Origin of the sequence: Blautia intestinalis (assembly GCF_014297355.1) — a bacterium.
GTDB classification, from domain to species: domain Bacteria; phylum Bacillota; class Clostridia; order Lachnospirales; family Lachnospiraceae; genus Blautia_A; species Blautia_A intestinalis.
Map to the genome: position 1 here is coordinate 341502 of NZ_JACOQE010000001.1, position 17802 is coordinate 359303.

Sequence of the window (17802 nt, forward strand, 5' to 3'; positions counted from 1 at the left end):
AGTGTTTGGATATGTGGTAATGAATAAACCGGAGATCAAATTCAAAGATTTCGATATGTACCGTTCTTTTTACTGCGGACTGTGCAGGGAGCTGAAAGAGCGCTACGGACTCAGCGGACAGATTACGTTAACTTATGATATGACCTTTGTGATCCTTCTGCTCAGCGGACTTTATGAGCCGCCAACAAAGAAAGGAACGACGCGCTGTATCGTACATCCGGTGCGCAGACAGCCGGTCAGAAAAAATGCAATTACTGAATATGCTGCGGATATGAATATTTTTCTGACTTATTACAAATGCAAAGATGACTGGAATGATGAGAGAAGTATTCCGGGACTTGTTTTTGGCAAATTGCTGGAAAATAAAGAAAAGAAGAGCGAAAAACTCTGGAGCAAAAAGGTGCAGACGATTGTATCCTGTCTGGATGAACTGTCCGAACTTGAAAAAGAAAATGCGACAGACATCGATCGCGTATCCGGCTGCTTTGGCAGAATCATGGCAGAAATCTTTGCATACAGAGAAGATGTATGGGAACCGACTCTTCGGCGTATGGGATTTTATTTCGGCAAGTTTATTTATCTGCTGGATGCCTATGATGATGTGGAAGAGGATGTCAAAAAAGGAAATTACAATCCATTTTCAAAAGATTATATAATAAAAGGGTTTGATGACCGGGTAAAGAGTATGCTTATGATGATGATGGCAGAAACCTGCCGGGAATTCGAGAAACTTCCTATTATAAAATATACCGATATTCTTCGGAATATCCTGTATTCCGGAGTATGGTGCAGATTTGAGACAGTTTCCGGGAAACGGAAGAAAGAACAGGAGAAAGAACATGTTTGATCCATATAGTGTGCTGGGTGTTTCCAGAGATGCATCAGATGAGGAAATTAAAAAAGCGTATCGTAAGCTCAGCCGCAAATACCATCCGGATGCGAATATCAACAACCCGAATAAAGCGCAGGCGGAAGAGAAATTTAAAGAAGTACAGCAGGCTTACGAGCAGATCATGAAAGAAAAAGAGTACGGAACTTCCGGAAATTACAATTCCTATGATGGATTTGGAGGATTTGGCGGTCAGAGCCGGAGGACGTATCAGGATGAGGAGGCCATCCGCAGACAGGCAGCGGCAAACTACATCCAGAGCCGACATTTTCAGGAGGCGATGAACGTGCTTTCCTCCTTAAGTCAGCGAAACGGGCAGTGGTATTATCTGTCGGCGATGGCGAATATGGGACTTGGAAATAATGTGAACGCAATGAACGATGCACGTACAGCAGTCAATATGGAGCCGGATAATATGCAGTACCGGATGCTCCTTCAGAGACTGGAAGGCGGAGGAAGCTGGTATCAGGAACAGCAGAATCCATTCGGCGGCATGCCATCGGATGGCAGTGATTACTGTATGAAGCTGTGTCTGGCGAACATGGTCTGTAATCTGTGTTGCCCGGGAGGCGGCATGTTCTGCTGTTAGTCAGAGTGAAAAAATCGAAATCCTGTCATAAAAGAAATTGACATTTTATAAGAGTGATATTATTATAATGGATGTATTGCTGTGCTAAAGTGTTATTGCATCAAAGAACAGCAAAAGGAAGAGTATTACAGGAGGAAATCATAATGAGTATTCGTATTGGTATTTTAGGTTATGGCAATCTTGGCAGAGGAGTAGAATGTGCAGTCAAACACAATCCGGATCTGGAGCTTGTTGCCGTATTCACACGTCGTGATCCTGCATCCGTAAAAATTCTTACAGATACAGCAAAAGTATATCATGTAGATGAAGCAGAAAAAATGAAAGATAAAATTGACGTTCTGATTCTCTGCGGAGGAAGTGCTACAGATCTTCCGGTTCAGACCCCGAAATATGCACAGTGGTTCAACGTTGTTGACAGCTTTGATACCCACGCAAGAATCCCGGAGCATTTTGCAAATGTAGATAAAGCAGCTTCCGAGAGTAATCATGTCGGAATCATTTCCGTAGGCTGGGATCCGGGAATGTTCTCCCTCAACAGAATGTATGCAAATGCAATCCTGACCAATGGTAAAGATTATACATTCTGGGGCAAAGGCGTAAGTCAGGGACACTCCGATGCAATTCGTCGCATCGATGGTGTCAAAGACGGCAAACAGTACACGATCCCGGTTGAGGCTGCGCTTGAAGCGGTAAGAAGCGGACAGAATCCGGAACTCACTACCAGACAGAAACACATAAGAGAGTGCTTCGTAGTGGCAGAGGAAGGTGCTGATCTTGCACGTATCGAGCAAGAGATCAAGACTATGCCGAACTATTTTGATGAATATGACACAACCGTACATTTCATTTCCGAAGAAGAACTGAAACGTGATCACAGCGGTATTCCACACGGTGGATTTGTAATCCGTACCGGAAAGACCGGCTGGAACGATGAAAACAGCCATGTGATCGAGTACAGCCTGAAACTTGATTCCAACCCGGAATTTACTTCATCCGTTATCGCTGCCTATGCAAGAGCGGCATACCGCATGAATCAGGAAGGTCAGAAGGGATGCAAGACTGTATTTGATGTTGCACCGGCATACTTAAGTGCACTGGACGGCGCAGAATTAAGAAAACATCTTCTTTAATTCTGATCAGAAAGATACTTATGCAGAAAAAAGTGAAATATTACAAAAGGGTGAAGCCATTGGCTTTGCCCTTTTTTTTGTGCATAAAACGTTACTGTTTACAGTGTTTTATATTTTTTGTTGACGGAAAGATAAACATGAGATATAATACCTACATAATATTGTAACAAGATTGTAAAAAATACAAACATATTTGTTTACAGAAAGAGGTTATGGGTATGGGAAAGGTATGCAAAAAGTCATGGATCGCGGGCATATTTTTAGGAGTAATGCTTTTTGCAGCAGGCTTTGCATTTCAGGCAACGACCGTAGATGCACAGGCTGCATCGACCGGATTTCGAACGGTGGGTGGTCAGACATTTTACTATAAAAATGGAAAGAAAGCAAAAGGCTGGGTCACAGTAAAAGGAAAGAAATATTTCCTGAACAGAAAGACCGGCGCACTTTACAAAGGCTGGATGACCTCGTCGAAAGGCAGAAGACGCTATTTTGACCAGAAAACCGGTGTGATGTATACCGGATTTAATAAAATTGCCGGCAAATATTATTACTTCAATAAGAAGACCGGCTTTACAGTGAGTGGTTTCGTAAAATTCGGAACGAATTTTTACAGATATTTTGATACCAGGAAGTATACAATGGCAACCGGCTGGATGACGAATTCCAAAAACCAGAAGTGGTATTTTGGCAGTGATGGCAAAATGTACCGCGGACTTAAGAAAATCGGTAGCTACAAGTATTATTTCGATGGTAAGACTGGAGCTGCAAAATCCGGATTTATTACATCTTCAAAGGGATACACCAGATATTTCCGTAAGAAATATTATCGTATGGCAACCGGCTGGATGACCTCATCGAAAGGAAAGAAACGCTATTTTGCCAAGAATGGCGTCATGGCAACAGGTAAGAAAACCATCAGCGGAAGCACTTACTATTTTAACACCAGTACAGGTATTGCAACAGGTGGTTGGGTAACGATTGACGGAAGCAAATATTATTTTGATACAAAGACATTTAAGATGGTTACCGGATCAAAGAAGATCGATGGTATCAGTTACAAGTTTAGTTCAACCGGTGTGCTGATATATGACGGCAGTAGCGAAGCAGACAATGCTGCGGTAGATACTTCATATTTTAAGAATGATCCGAAGCCGGTGGCACAGACCGGAACAAAGACCATTAAGAATTATCTGGCAGGTGCATTGCGGCCGGTTGGACAGGCACTTTATATCTGGGGCGGTGGCTGGTATGATTCCACGCTGAAGGGTGTGAAATCAAACTGGCAGAAGTTTTACCTCGGTCAGAGCAGCAGTTACAATTATAACAACTACCGTGATCTGAGCGAGACTAACAGAGCAAAGGGCCTCGACTGTTCCGGATTTGTAGGCTGGGCAGCATATCAGGTCATGCAGACAAGAAGTAATGTCGGATATGGATATACAGTTGTTTCGGGAGAGATCGGTTCCTACTATAAGAATACTTTGAAATGGGGCACATACGTAAATCAGAATTATCTCTCAAAGAAAAACTGGAAGCTTTATCCCGGAGATATCGGATACGATGACGGACATACATGGATTGTTCTCGGACAGTGTTCCGATAAGAGCGCAGTGATCGTACACTCCACACCAAACGCAGGTGTGCAGATTGCGGGGACCAGTACTCCGGAAGGTAAATCTGACAGCCAGGCGGTGACACTGGCACGAAAATATATGACCAGATATGCCGGTTACAAAAAATTCGAATATCGCCCGGCATGTGGAAACTTTGTTCGTCGTGGTAACTACATGAGATGGAACAGTACACTTTCTGATCCGGATGGATTCAAAAGCAAGACAGCCGATCAGATTCTTAAAATCCTTTTTGGATTCTAATTAAATAAGAAAGAAATGTTACAGAGGAGTTTCCGGAATATGGAAACTCCTTTATTTCTTGCGGAGTTTTTAATAAATGTTACAAAATATTAAATTTTTTAATGTTTTCCTCTTGCAATCGTAAAAACTATATGTTAATATGTATAAGAACTTGAAAGAGATATTTCGTAAATGTTACAGAATATAGCAATTAAGATTATGAGGTGAGAAACATGAAGAAACGAATTGTTTGCCTGACGTTGGCGTTAATGATGACAGCAGCACAGGTAGTCAGCGTAAGCGCGTCACGAGAAGATGAACTGAGAGAGGAACAGGCAGCAACAAGCGCACAGCTTGATGCAACATATGCCCAGATCGATCAGCTTTATTCTGCCAAGCAGCAGTTACAGGATGAAATCAATACACTGGATGCAAATCTTGTAAACGTCATGGTTTCCATTCAGACATTAGAGGGAGATATCAGTAATAAACAGGCTGATATCGAACAGACACAGGCAGATCTTCAGAAAGCACAGAATGCCAAAGACAAACAGTACGCAGCAATGAAACAGCGTATCCAGTATCTGTACGAAAAAGGTGGAAGCGAAGCATGGTTCCAGATGATGATGAGTGCAGATAATCTTTCTGATCTTCTGACAAAAGCAGAATATACACAGAAGATGTATGATTACGACAGAAAGAGCCTTGAGACATATGCCAATACGATTGAACAGGTTACAAATCTCGGAAATCAGTACCAGCAGGAGAAATCCGAACTGGAAGGCATGAAACAGGAATATGAAGCTGAATCTGCAAATCTTCAGACTCAGATCGATACAAAGAAAGCCAACTCCGCAGACTGTGATAATGAAATCGCTTATGCACAGGAAATGGCAAATGAGTATGCAAACCTGATTCAGGAACAGCAGGCAGAGATTGAACAGCTTGAGGCAGAACGTATTGCAGCTGAAGAGGAAGCAAGACGTCAGGCAGAAGCAGAAGCCGCTGCCGCCGCAGCAGCAGAAGAAGCTGCACAGCAGGAAGATCAGACGGTATATGATGAAGAGGGCAATGAAGTAGATGCAGATGAAGCTGCAGAAAACGGTGACACCGTATATGATAAAGAGGGCAATGAAGTAGATCCGAGCGAAGTGACAAGCAGTGATGATGGTGTGGAGTATGATGAATACGGTAACGTAATCGACAGCGACAACACAGTTGATCCTGACAGTGTAAGCTCTTCATCCGGCAGTTCATCCAGTTCAGGCTCAGGCTCTTCAATCGTAGATTATGCAACACAGTTTGTTGGTAATCCGTATGTATGGGGCGGTACAAGCCTTACAGGAGGTGCTGACTGTTCAGGATTTACACAGAGCGTTTATGCACAGTTTGGTTACAGCCTTCCGAGAACATCTTATGAGCAGCAGAACTGGGGAACAGAAGTTTCCTATGCAGATGCTCAGCCGGGCGACCTGATCTGCTATGGTGGACATGTTGCAATCTACATGGGTAACGGACAGATCGTACATGCATCTAACTCCAGAGATGGTATCAAGATCAGCAATGATGCTACTTACAGAACAATCCTTTCTGTAAGAAGACCTTCATAAATAAAGAGCAAAGGCAGTTCCTTCGGGAACTGCTTTTTTTCTTGACTTTCGATAAATTAAGTATTAAAATGAGACAAAGCGCAACGGAGCACTTAATAGTTCCGTGCGCTCTTTTTTTGTTTCAGATAAATTCTGGAACGATTCACTTATGGTGATATGTTCCGAAAGGACATATGGATGAAAAATATACATTTCAGGAGGAAACGAAAATGAGAAAGAGCAAAATGTGGAGAATGATGACAGTTGCTGCAGTGGCAGCATCCATGACATGTGGAGTATTTGGAGTACAGAGCGTTAGCGCAGATGACAAGAAAACTCTGAAAGTTGCAATGGAATGCGGATATGCACCATATAACTGGACACAGCCGGACGATTCCAACGGTGCTGTCCAGATTTCCGGAAGTTCCGATTATGCATATGGATATGACGTTATGATGGCAAAGAAGATTGCCGATGAACTCGGATATGATCTTGAGATCGTAAAACTTGACTGGGATTCTCTTGTACCGGCTGTACAGTCCGGACAGGTTGACTGTGTAATTGCAGGACAGTCTATCACAAAAGAGCGCCAGCAGATGGTTGATTTTACAGATCCATACTATTATGCATCTATCATCACTCTTGTTAAAAATGACGGTGATTACAAAGATGCAGCAAGCGTGGAAGACCTCAAAGGAGCAACAGTAACATCTCAGCAGAATACGATCTGGTATGATTCCTGCCTGCCGCAGATTCCGGATGGCAACATCCTTCCTGCACAGGAAAGTGCACCGGCTATGCTGGTAGCGCTTGAAGCCGGCAAATGTGATGCGGTTGTAACAGATATGCCTACAGGAAAAGCAGCATGCGTAGCTTATCCAGATTTCAAACTTCTTGATTTCACAGGAACAGACGGAGAATTTGAAGTATCTGATGAAGATATCAACATTGGTATTTCCCTGAAAAAAGGAAACGATGAACTTAAAGATGCGATCAACGGTGTCTTAAGTGAGATGACAGAGGATGATTTCAATAAAATGATGGATGAGGCTATTTCTGTACAGCCACTTTCCGAATCATAAAGGAGGAGCAAAATGCTGCCTGAGAGTTTTGGGGGAAGAATCATCTATCTTCTTCAGCAATATGGTCCTTCTTTTGCGAAGGGAGCCGGAGTCAGCATGTGGCTGGCGCTGGTGGGAACGCTTTTTGGATGCATCATTGGTTTTCTCGTTGGTATCGTGCAGACGATCCCGGTTGATAAGAATGATTCAACAGCCAAAAAGATCCTGATTAAAATTGTGAAATTTATTTTTGCCTGCTATGTGGAGTTTTTCCGTGGAACTCCGATGATGGCACAGGCGATGTTTATTTACTTCGGTAGTGCGGCTGTGTTTAATATCAATATGTCCATGTGGTTTGCGGCAATCTTTATCGTGTCGATCAACACAGGTGCATATATGGCAGAGACTGTCCGTGGAGGAATCCTTTCAATCGATCCGGGACAGACAGAAGGTGCAAAAGCAATCGGTATGACACATGTACAGACCATGATCAATGTCATTCTTCCGCAGGCACTTCGAAATATTATGCCACAGATCGGCAACAACCTGATCATCAACATCAAAGATACATGCGTACTTTCCATTATCGGTACAGTTGAACTGTTCTATACGACCAAAGGTGTGGCGGGTGCACTCTATACATACTTTGAATCCTTCACGATTGCGATGATCATTTACTTCATCATGACCTTTACCTGTTCCCGTATCCTGCGTGTGCTGGAACACAAGATGGACGGACCGGATAACTACGATCTGGCCACAGCGGATACACTGACACATACCAGCGGTATGTATTCTTACAGAGAAAGGAAGGATGACAGAGAATGAGTGAGACAATCCTTGAAGTACAGCATCTGGGAAAATCCTTCGGAAACAACGAAATCTTAAAAGATATTGATTTCTCTGTAAAACCAAAGGACGTTACCTGCATCATCGGACCGTCAGGTTCCGGAAAATCCACTTTGCTTCGCTGCATGAATCTTCTGGAGACACCATCCTGCGGTGAGATCCGTTATCACGGAACAAATATCATGGACAAGCATGTAAACGTTCCTGAATACCGTTCAAAGGTCGGCATGGTGTTTCAGAACTTTAACCTCTTTAACAATATGACTGTTCTTAAGAACTGCACGGTCGGACAGGAAAAAGTCCTGAAAAAGAGCAAAGAAGAAGCGTACAGAAATGCGATGATGTATCTGGAAAAAGTTGGTATGGCACCGTATATTAATGCGAAACCGAAACAGCTTTCCGGCGGACAGAAGCAGAGAGTTGCGATCGCGAGAGCACTTGCGATGGAACCGGAGATCCTGCTCTTTGATGAGCCCACTTCCGCATTGGATCCGCAGATGGTCGGAGAGGTGCTGGAAGTTATGCGGACACTTGCAAAAGACGGTCTGACGATGATCATTGTTACACATGAGATGGCATTTGCCAGAGATGTGGCGAAGCACGTGATCTTCATGGGTGATGGAGTCATCGTAGAAGAAGGCACGTCTCAGCAGATCTTTGAAAATCCGCAGAAAGAACTGACAAAAGAATTTTTAAGCCGTTTCAGAAACGCATAAAGTTAAGATGTTTAGATAAAACAACCCTTCCTGTTGTTCAGCGTTCAACAGGAAGGGTTGTTTTTCGGTTAATAAGAATTGGCGGAATGATTTTATGCGTTGGTTCGACAGACAGAGTTGGTTTTCTTTTATGGCGTTCTTCAATCTGTTCATTCAGAAGTTCCATGGCAGATAAAGCAATTTTATCAATCTGCTGCCCAACAGTACTGATCGGGATGATTGCTTCTCTTGAAACGGGAGAGTCATCGAAACCAATAATCTTGTAATCATCAGGCAGACAGCCATACTTCTGAATCAGATGATTAAGCATAATATTGGCAAAGGTATCATTTGGAAGGAAGATACCTTTTGTTTTTCTTTTGTACTTCGTATCAATTGTTTCAAGAAGGTCTTTAAGGATCCGGGATGTTTCATCATAAGTATGTCCGGTATCCGTAAGAATCATTTCATGAGGAATGTTGTATTCCTTGCAGATATCAGAAAATCCTCGAATACGTTCATAGGATGGTGTCTGCTTGGGAATATCTGCATTGATATGGATCAGGATATCGGCACCTGTCTTGGCAAGAAGACTGGTTGCCTGTACACCACCCATATAGTTGTCTGTGTTGACACTGCTCACATACTGATCTTCACGCTCGATCGTTACGATTGGAATATTATAAGAAGCAAGTTCTATGGAAGGAATTGTGTGACTCAGAATGATCATGCCTTCAATTTTGTATGCAAGAAGTTCCTGTATATATTTTCGTTCGGTTGATTCGTGGTCATCTCCGGTGAATACGAGAAACTTATATCCGAAAGAGTCGTAGGTCTTCAGTATCTGATTCAAGATTTCTGAATAGTAGTGCATATAAAGGTTCGGAATAATGATTCCTATAAACTCTGTTTTTCCGTTCGCGAGTATTCTCGCGACTTTGTTTTCCTTATAGTTTAATTTTTCAAGAGCAGTCGCAATGATCTGCTGGTTTTCCAGGGTAAGAGAGTCCGGATTATTAAAATATCTGGAAATGGTTGTTTTGGAAAAACCGGTATATTTTGCGATGTCACTGAAAGTTATATTTTTTTTACCCATATCAGGTTCCTTTCGATAAAATAAAATTTTACCATGTTATAGTGAGAAGTCAATTACTTTTATGATAACAGTATAGCAGAAATTTCAAAACAGAACAATGAAAACAATCAACAGAAACGGTTAAGTAACCGGTTTTGTAAAAACTTTACAAAGTGGAGATATGAAATTTGTATAAAGCAATGAAATCGCATATGATGGTTGACTTGATAGCATTGCTGTGATATTATCAAACCATAAAGTAACCGGTAACTTTACCGGTAACGTAGAATGAGCACAGGGAAAAGGAGGAGCACATGAAGAAAGCGAAACTGATTTTTCTTGCCGGTCTGGCTATGGCAGTCAGTCTTACAGGATGTCAGAAAAAAGAAGTAAAGCCCGGCGATGTGGCAGGATATGATGAGGGCGAACAGTATCTTTCCATCTGGGTCCACAGTATTGAGGATACTCTGGAAGGACAGGTTTACAGGGAATCTGTAGACAGCTTTAATGAGAAATATAATGGTAAATATTTCGCAGATATTGAATTTATTCCGAGAAATGACAGTGGAGGCGGTTATTCAGATAAGGTAAATTCATCGGTGCTCTCAGGAGGTCTTCCGGATGTTCTCACACTGGACGGACCGAATGTTGCTGCATATGCAGAGAACGGTATCATCCAGCCTCTGGCAGACCTGACAGAGGAGGAGAGGGGCGAGTATCTGGAATCCATTTTGGAGCAGGGAACTTATGATGACAAGCTCTATGCACTTGGAGTTATGGAATCCAGTGTAGGTCTTTATTACAATAAAGATATTCTTGAGGAGGCCGGGATTGAAGTGCCGGATGCCGACCATCCATGGACAAGAACGGAATTTATGGATATTCTGGCAAAACTGAAGCCAATAATGGATGAGAAGAAGGGATATCCGATTGATATGACTTTCCCGGTAGGTGAAGCCAGTATTTACTATTATGCCCCATTCATCTGGGCAAATGGCGGCAATCTGGTAAGTGATGATGGAATGACTGTAGACGGATATTTTAATTCAGAGAAAAACGTTGAGGTTATGAATTATTTCCATCAGATTGTAGAGAACAAATATATGTCAGAAGCTCCAATCGAGAATCTGTTTGAAAGTGGAAGAGCAGCCTTCAAATTTGACGGTGCGTGGGAAGTCAACACAATCTACGAGAACTATCCGGATGTGAATCTTGGCGTTGCACCTTATGTAGTTGGTGATGACTGGGATGGTGAAAGATATACACCGACAGGCTCCTGGGCATTTGCAGCATCTTCAGAAACAGACAATATTGAAGGTGCAACAGAGCTGGTCAAATGGATGAGTGGTGTGGAAAGTGGTGTAAGAATCTGGAATGAAGCAAAATCACTCCCATCAACATATAAGGCATTTGATCAGATCGATATATTCCAGACAGACGAAAATTACAAAGCACTGTACGAGCAGCTGAGTAAATACGGACACCCAAGACCAAAAACTCCTGTATATCCACAGGTAAGTACATCCTTCCAGCAGGCACTTGAAAGTGTCGGACTTGGCGGCAAGGATGCACAGACAGAACTGGATAAATCTGTAGAAAGGATTAACGCGAAACTGGAACGTTATACGAGAGAATAATGAAGAAAAAAGAATCAATCTTAGGAATGGCTTTCTTTGGCCCGGCACTGGTACTTCTTACGCTGTTTTTATTTCTGCCGATGGTGCTGACACTGGTGTTCAGTTTTACCGATTACTTTGCACTGAATCCGGATATGACACATTTTGTAGGCCTGGAAAACTACATAAACATTTTTAAAGACGAATTATTTGTAAAATCATTTTTTAACACGGTAAAATTTGTAATTATCATCGTTCCCTGCCAGTGTATCGGAGCACTTGTTCTGGCACTTGCGATCAACAAAGTTACGCATTGCAAGAAATATTTTAAAGTAGCATTTTTTATCCCTGTTGTCATGTCTCTGGCAGTTGTATCTACACTCTGGATGGACATCTACAGTCCGGAGGGAATCTTAAATACACTGCTTGCTCATTTTGGAATCAGCGCTCAGCCGTTTATTCACAGTGCGAAGCAGGCGCTTCCGTCCATCGCGATCATGAGTGTATGGCAGGGTGTAGGATATCAGATGATCATTTTCCTCGGAGGTCTTCAGAATATTAATCCGGCACTTTATGAAGCAGCAGAGATGGATCATGCAAGTGGATGGCAGAAATTTAAAGACATCACACTTCCGGAACTGAAACCACTTTGTGTGTTTGTATTTATCACGGTTACAATCGGTGCGTTCCGTATGCTGGTACAGCCGATGGTCATGACAGGTGGAGGACCGGATCACTCAACATACACACTTGTATATGACATTTATGAAACCGGCACAATGAACTGGGAGATGGGACTTGCATCAACAATGGCAATTGTATTTACAATATTTGTTGTTATCCTGACGATCATACAGAATGTACTGACCAAAGGAAAGGAGGAGAAAAAACATGTTAACAAAAAAGCAAAAAACATTTAACTGGATTCTGGCAGTTGTTTTGCTGCTACTCTCTGTATTCTTCCTGTTTCCGGTTATCTGGATGCTTGCAAACTCCTTTAAACCAGATGCAGCGATCACAGCAGATATGAATTCCATAGCAGCATTTATTCCTCCTGCTTTAAATGGAAATTATTTTGAAAACTATATTACGATTCTGACAGATACCAATTTCCTTCGTTACATGATTAATACTCTGGGATATGCGGCACTGCTGATTGTACTTGGGGTTATTGTCAACGGACTTGCAGGCTATGCACTTGCAAAGATTAACTTTCCATTCCGCGACCAGTGGCTGTTGATCATCATGATGCTTCTGATCGTACCGACAGAAACTGTTATCACGATACACTTTCTGATCATTGCAAAAGCAGGACTACTGAATACCGTGCTTGGATATGTACTTCCAATGATCGTGAATCCGTTTAATATCTTTCTGTTCCGACAGGTTTTCGTAAGTCTGCCGGATGATGTTTATGAGGCGGCACAGCTTGACTTCTGTAGTCCGGTAAAATATTTCTTTACCATGGTATTGCCAATGTCAAAGACAGTCGTTGCAACTGTCAGTGTGTTTACATTCCTTGGAGTATGGAATGACTATCTCTGGCCGTCACTTGTATTTACATCCAGTGATCTTCTGACCGCGCAGATTGGTCTGAACTCCATAACATCCAATGACAATACAACAATGGGACAGACACTTGCAGTAATCACACTGATCACAATCCCTGTTATTATTATTTATGCACTGTTCTCCAAACAGATTGTAGAAGGTGTAACATCAACTGGTTCCAAGGAGGGTTAATGAATTATGAGTTTTATAGAATTTAAACATATCGGAAAAAAATATGCAGGAGCAGAACACAAATCAGTAGATGATTTTAATCTTAATATAGAAGAAAAAGAATTTATCGCATTTGTAGGACCGTCTGGATGTGGAAAATCCACAACACTTCGTATGATTGCCGGATTCGAAGAGATTACAGAAGGAGATCTGTATATTGACGGCAAAAGAGTGAACGAGACAGCACCGAGAGACCGTGGTATTGCGATGGTATTCCAGAACTATGCCCTGTATCCGCATATGACCGTAGAAAAAAATATCGGATACGGGCTGAAGAACATGAAGATGCCAGCAGACCAGATCAAGAAAAAAGTAGACTGGGCAATTGATATCCTGGGACTGCAGGAATTCCGTTACAGAAAACCGAAGAATCTTTCCGGTGGTCAGAGACAGAGGGTTGCACTGGGACGTGCAATAGTAAAAAATCAGAAGGTATTTCTGATGGATGAGCCACTGTCAAATCTGGATGCAAAACTTCGTGTCAGCATGAGAACGGAGATCAGCAAGCTGCATCGTGAAATGGGTGCAACGACGATCTATGTTACACATGACCAGGTTGAAGCCATGACTATGGCTGATCGTATCGTTATCATGAAAGAGGGCGTGATCCAGCAGGTTGGAAAACCAATGGAATTATATGATCATCCGGTAAATAAATTTGTTGCGGGATTTATAGGATCCCCGCAGATGAACTTCTTTGATGTTACCTTAAAAGGAAACGAAGTAACATTTGAAGACGGAAATAAACTGATGCTGCCGGAAGCTATTCTTAAGAAACTGAATGGTAAAGAAGGCGAGATGACACTTGGTATCCGTGGAGAAGATCTCAAAATGGATGGACAGAACCTGGAACTTTATAAAGAAAATAAAATGAAAGCTGTGATCACAGATACAGAAGTCATGGGAAATGAGAATAACCTGTACTTCCAGTTCGGAGGCTGCCAGGCAGTTGCACGAGTTTCTAAATATGAGATCAGCCAGGTTGGAGATGAAATTGAATTTGTATTTATGCCATCCAAGATTCATTTCTTTGATAAAGAAACTGAGATGAATTATTTATAGGAGTGACGTTGATAATGAAAGAAGTAAAGATTTGTTTAGGGACAATAGAAAGAGTAAAAGATTTTGTCAATGCTGTGACGCGTCTGGACTGTGATGTAGACATTGTGTCCGGAAGATATGTGATTGATGCAAAATCAATCATGGGAATTTTCAGCGTGGATCTGTCCAAAGCGGTTGATCTGAGAATTCATGCAGAAGGCACTGAAGCAGAAAAAGCAATGGAAGTAATCAGTCCATTCATAGAAAAATAGAAAGTGAGTAGAATATGCAGAAAATATATGTAAAACCGAAAGACTACTGGATGAATGACCCGAATGGCTTTATATATTACAAAGGTATGTATCATCTTTTTTACCAGTGTTTCCCGTATGCGCCGCGCTGGGGACGGATGCACTGGGGACATGTTGTCAGCAAAGATCTGGTGAACTGGGAAGAACAGGGGATTGCACTGTTTCCAAGCAAAACAGATGACCGGAGTGGATGTTTTTCCGGAAGCGCCATTGAAGAAGACGGCAAACTGCAGCTGTATTATACCGGTGTGAATTATCTTACAGAAAATCCAGAGGATGTCAATTTGTGTGTGGATGAACATTTTGTTTCCGCACAGCTTAAGATAACTTCAGAAGATGGCTTTCATTTTGATAATATTAAAGACAAAAAGACGGTGATTCCAGTCATTCATGATGAGGGGATCGGAGATGCACGCCACACAAGAGACCCGAAAGTCTGGAAAGACGGTGAGAGATGGTACATGGTACTTGGAAGCACCATTGAAGACAAACAGGGAAAACTTTTGTTCTTTACAAGTACAGATGGAGAAGAATGGAAATTTGCGAATTCTGTAACCAGAGAAAACTTCGGCTGGATGTGGGAATGTCCGGATTATTTTGAAGTAGATAACAGGCAGGTAGTAATCTTTTCACCGATGCAGTTATTTAAAGACGGAAAAGCAGAGGATGCACAGACCGTCTGTATGCAGGTGAAATTTGATAAAGAAACCTGTGCGATGGAACTGCCGGAAGAATATCAGTTTCTGGATTATGGAACAGACCTTTATGCACCACAGAGCACCCTCGATGAGGAGGGAAGAAGAATCCTGACTGCGTGGCTTCGTATGCCGGAGCCGGTGGATGGGAAATGGCAGGGAATGATGTGTATTCCACGTGTTGTAGAAGTAAAAGAAAATCATATCTATTTTCGCGTTCATCCGAATGTTCAGGCGGCATATACAAAAGAAATCTCTGCACCATCTGAGGCGGACGAAAGTGGATATCGTCTGAGATTTTCCCTGGAGGATGGGGATAAAGTAGATGTCGGAGGATATGTGATTTCCAGAAAAGGGGATAAAATCTGTACGGACAGAAGCTGCCTTTTTGGAAAATATCCGAATCACAGAGTGAAATTTGAGACACCGGAGATGAAAGGATTTGAAATCGAAGTGTATGTGAATCCGAACCAGATCAGTGTTTTTGTGAACGATGGTGAAGCGGTGATTACCAATGCCGTGTATGATCTTGAAGAAAAGATTGAAGCAGATGTGGCGATAACAATAGAAACAATAGAGTGAAGTTTTTAAATACAAGACCGCTTTGTTTTTAACTCAACAGCAAAAAAGCCGGATGTGAATCTTACCGTCCGGCTTTACGATTTTTTTTGTCGATGTACATTTTTTCATCGGCAAGATTGATGTAGTCGTTGAGTGAGAAGACAGAATCATCTGCAACCACAAATCCGATGCTTGCCTCGATTGGGAATGCCATACGGCTGTTTCTGGAAAGCGTGGCGAGTGAATCCAGAAGATTTTGCTTAAGCTTTTGCAGCTGTGTCTGATCGTAATCCGGTATCACACATACAAATTCATCTCCGCCATAGCGCATGGAGACAGAATTGTCAGGGCAGTGCTGCCGGATGACAGATGCGATGCTGCTGATTGCAAGATTCCCCATATCATGTCCGAAATTATCATTGATATATTTCAGATGGTCGGCATCAATAAAGATGATCCCGACAGGTTTTTTACTATTCATATACTGATTAAACACAGGCAGCGCCAGCTTTTCATATGCCATACGATTATAAAGCCCGGTAAGGGAATCGTGGATGTAAAGCTGAGAAAGCTGCTTGTTTTTCTTTCGGAGAATCAGCTTTCCGTAGAGCGCCTCTATGGCAGTTACAAAAGTGCGCAGTGTCTCAAAAAGAAACTGATGCTCTGTCAGATAATCACAGTTTTCGAGAATCAGATAGCCTATTTCACGTTCACGGAAATGCACAGCGGCAAAAAGGTAAATATGTGCAGTTTCTGAATTGTCCGCATCGGGAAGAAGCTCTCCTTTTGACAAATCTATCTGAACAGATTTGCCGGCAGATGTATGGGGATAAACGACAGCCATGCGGTCGGGGTAGCCGATACTTTTATAGATGTCATCCGGAACTTCGGGGAGACTGTCCACATTTTCGAGCATAAAGATATCCGGATTCATGAGCAGATACAGGCTTCCGCATTCATGTCTGGTGAGCCATGTATGCAGATGGTCTGCCAGTTCAGTGAAACTGTTGCAGTCAAGAAGAAAACGATCCAGTTCCATCATCCAGTTGAGCATATTTCCCTGACGGACTTCTGCCATGATCTGACTGGAAACATATTTTCCGGGATCAGCAGGAAAGAGGGAGGTGCACCCACTGCTTTCGCGGTATATACAACGGGTAGGCGAAAACACCTGCGAAGATTTAGCGGTGCCATTCCAGACATCAGCAAGAAGCCCCAGTGCATTATACATAATATGCGCTTTGGAAAATTCAACAGTCGTGATAGGCGGATAAAAGTTTATGGCCCTTGTGGCATTGTCGAATCCGGTTACAAGAAAGTTGTCCGGAACAGAAAATCCTGCTTCCTGTGCTGCAAGACAGACGCCGGCAGCAATGTTATCGTTGGCACACACAAAAGCATCAGGAAGAAGCTCTTTGTCCTGAAATGCAGCAAAAGCTCTGAGGCCTGTCTCGACTTCATAATTATGTTCATATATGCGGTTCGGATCGAAAGGGATGCCATGTTTGCTGAGCGTATCCCTGTAGGCAAGAAAACGCTGCTGATTTTCATAATTTCCGATGATTCCGCCGACATAATTGAGCTTTGTGCAGCCATGTTCAGCGATCAGATGTTCCACCAGAGAGCAGGTTGCATGGTAGTCGTCAATTCCGGAGAAGTAAAGATCCGGTATTTTATCCAGAAGAGAAATGACAGGGACCGAGGCTCTTCGGGCACGGATTATGATTTCTTCCTTAAGTTCGTGATCGGAAATAAGAGCAAGATCCAGAAGAATTCCATCGAAGTCTGACAAGCGGGGAAGTCGAAAAATGTTATATTCTCCGATATTATAGCTTTGATCCTGACTGAAATTTCCAAAACAGTGAAAAATATATAAATCTATATCAGAATGATGGTCAGAGATATAGCGTCGATATCCATGAAGCCATTCATGGGTAAGATATCGGGCCTGGCCATTTGTGATAAATGCGATTTTTTTCATGCTAATACTCCCACAGAATGATAATTGTATTTATTATACCAAAATTTGACGAAAAAAACCAGATTTTTGTGCAATTATATACAAA

The 17802-nt window shown here is 42.3% G+C and carries 16 protein-coding genes; 14 read left to right on the forward strand and 2 right to left on the reverse strand.

The window, feature by feature from the left end; all coding sequences use genetic code 11:
- The first annotated feature begins 1 nt into the window (after position 1).
- From H8Z79_RS01535 to H8Z79_RS01570, 8 genes are all read left to right on the forward strand, one after another.
- Positions 2–847 carry a DUF5685 family protein gene (locus tag H8Z79_RS01535; protein ID WP_118039408.1) on the forward strand — a complete coding sequence of 282 codons (846 nt, stop codon included), beginning with the start codon at positions 2–4 and terminating at the stop codon, positions 845–847.
- A complete protein-coding gene (locus H8Z79_RS01540; protein WP_015542018.1) occupies positions 840–1478 on the forward strand; it encodes a J domain-containing protein in 639 nt (212 codons plus the stop codon). Before H8Z79_RS01535 ends, H8Z79_RS01540 begins: the two co-directional genes overlap by 8 nt.
- A gap of 143 nt (positions 1479–1621) precedes the next feature.
- Positions 1622–2608, forward strand: coding sequence for a diaminopimelate dehydrogenase (locus H8Z79_RS01545; RefSeq protein WP_118039409.1), 987 nt, complete (start codon positions 1622–1624; stop codon positions 2606–2608).
- A 218-nt stretch (positions 2609–2826) separates the two neighbouring features.
- Positions 2827–4482, forward strand: a complete 1656-nt coding sequence (locus H8Z79_RS01550) for an N-acetylmuramoyl-L-alanine amidase family protein (RefSeq protein WP_015542020.1) — start codon at positions 2827–2829, stop codon at positions 4480–4482.
- Positions 4483–4694: 212 nt separating this feature from the next.
- Positions 4695–6071 (forward strand): C40 family peptidase, encoded by a 1377-nt coding sequence (locus H8Z79_RS01555; RefSeq protein ID WP_118039411.1) that lies wholly within the window; start codon positions 4695–4697, stop codon positions 6069–6071.
- A gap of 263 nt (positions 6072–6334) precedes the next feature.
- Positions 6335–7132: a transporter substrate-binding domain-containing protein gene (locus H8Z79_RS01560; RefSeq protein ID WP_408609890.1), complete on the forward strand. Its 798-nt coding sequence runs from the start codon at positions 6335–6337 to the stop codon at positions 7130–7132.
- Between the two features lie 15 nt (positions 7133–7147).
- On the forward strand, positions 7148–7939 hold the full coding sequence (locus tag H8Z79_RS01565; RefSeq protein WP_182001862.1) for an amino acid ABC transporter permease: 792 nt from the start codon (positions 7148–7150) through the stop codon (positions 7937–7939).
- Positions 7936–8676, forward strand: coding sequence for an amino acid ABC transporter ATP-binding protein (locus tag H8Z79_RS01570; protein WP_118039414.1), 741 nt, complete (start codon positions 7936–7938; stop codon positions 8674–8676). The genes H8Z79_RS01565 and H8Z79_RS01570 overlap by 4 nt, the downstream gene beginning before the upstream one ends.
- A gap of 37 nt (positions 8677–8713) precedes the next feature.
- Here the strand turns inward: H8Z79_RS01570 and H8Z79_RS01575 are convergent, their stop codons facing one another.
- The gene (locus H8Z79_RS01575) at positions 8714–9751 is read right to left on the reverse strand and encodes a LacI family DNA-binding transcriptional regulator (protein ID WP_015542024.1); all 1038 of its coding nucleotides are present in this window, start codon (positions 9749–9751) and stop codon (positions 8714–8716) included.
- Between the two features lie 293 nt (positions 9752–10044).
- Here H8Z79_RS01575 and H8Z79_RS01580 point away from each other — a divergent pair, with 293 nt between their 5' ends.
- The 6 genes from H8Z79_RS01580 to H8Z79_RS01605 are packed head-to-tail and all read left to right on the forward strand — an operon-like array spanning position 10045 to position 15757.
- Positions 10045–11367 carry an ABC transporter substrate-binding protein gene (locus H8Z79_RS01580; protein ID WP_015542025.1) on the forward strand — a complete coding sequence of 441 codons (1323 nt, stop codon included), beginning with the start codon at positions 10045–10047 and terminating at the stop codon, positions 11365–11367.
- Entirely contained in the window at positions 11367–12266 is a 900-nt protein-coding gene (locus H8Z79_RS01585; RefSeq protein ID WP_015542026.1) for a carbohydrate ABC transporter permease, read from the forward strand. The genes H8Z79_RS01580 and H8Z79_RS01585 overlap by 1 nt, the downstream gene beginning before the upstream one ends.
- The gene (locus H8Z79_RS01590; RefSeq protein ID WP_117942594.1) at positions 12238–13089 is read left to right on the forward strand and encodes a carbohydrate ABC transporter permease; all 852 of its coding nucleotides are present in this window, start codon (positions 12238–12240) and stop codon (positions 13087–13089) included. The genes H8Z79_RS01585 and H8Z79_RS01590 overlap by 29 nt, the downstream gene beginning before the upstream one ends.
- A 6-nt stretch (positions 13090–13095) precedes the next feature.
- Complete coding sequence (locus H8Z79_RS01595) at positions 13096–14190, forward strand: ABC transporter ATP-binding protein (protein WP_015542028.1); 1095 nt, start codon at positions 13096–13098, stop codon at positions 14188–14190.
- Positions 14191–14204: 14 nt separating this feature from the next.
- On the forward strand, positions 14205–14441 hold the full coding sequence (locus H8Z79_RS01600) for an HPr family phosphocarrier protein (protein WP_118039415.1): 237 nt from the start codon (positions 14205–14207) through the stop codon (positions 14439–14441).
- A gap of 14 nt (positions 14442–14455) precedes the next feature.
- On the forward strand, positions 14456–15757 hold the full coding sequence (locus H8Z79_RS01605; protein ID WP_118039416.1) for a glycoside hydrolase family 32 protein: 1302 nt from the start codon (positions 14456–14458) through the stop codon (positions 15755–15757).
- Between the two features lie 61 nt (positions 15758–15818).
- Here the strand turns inward: H8Z79_RS01605 and H8Z79_RS01610 are convergent, their stop codons facing one another.
- Entirely contained in the window at positions 15819–17717 is a 1899-nt protein-coding gene (locus H8Z79_RS01610) for a GGDEF domain-containing protein (RefSeq protein ID WP_015542031.1), read from the reverse strand.
- Positions 17718–17802 lie beyond the last annotated feature (85 nt).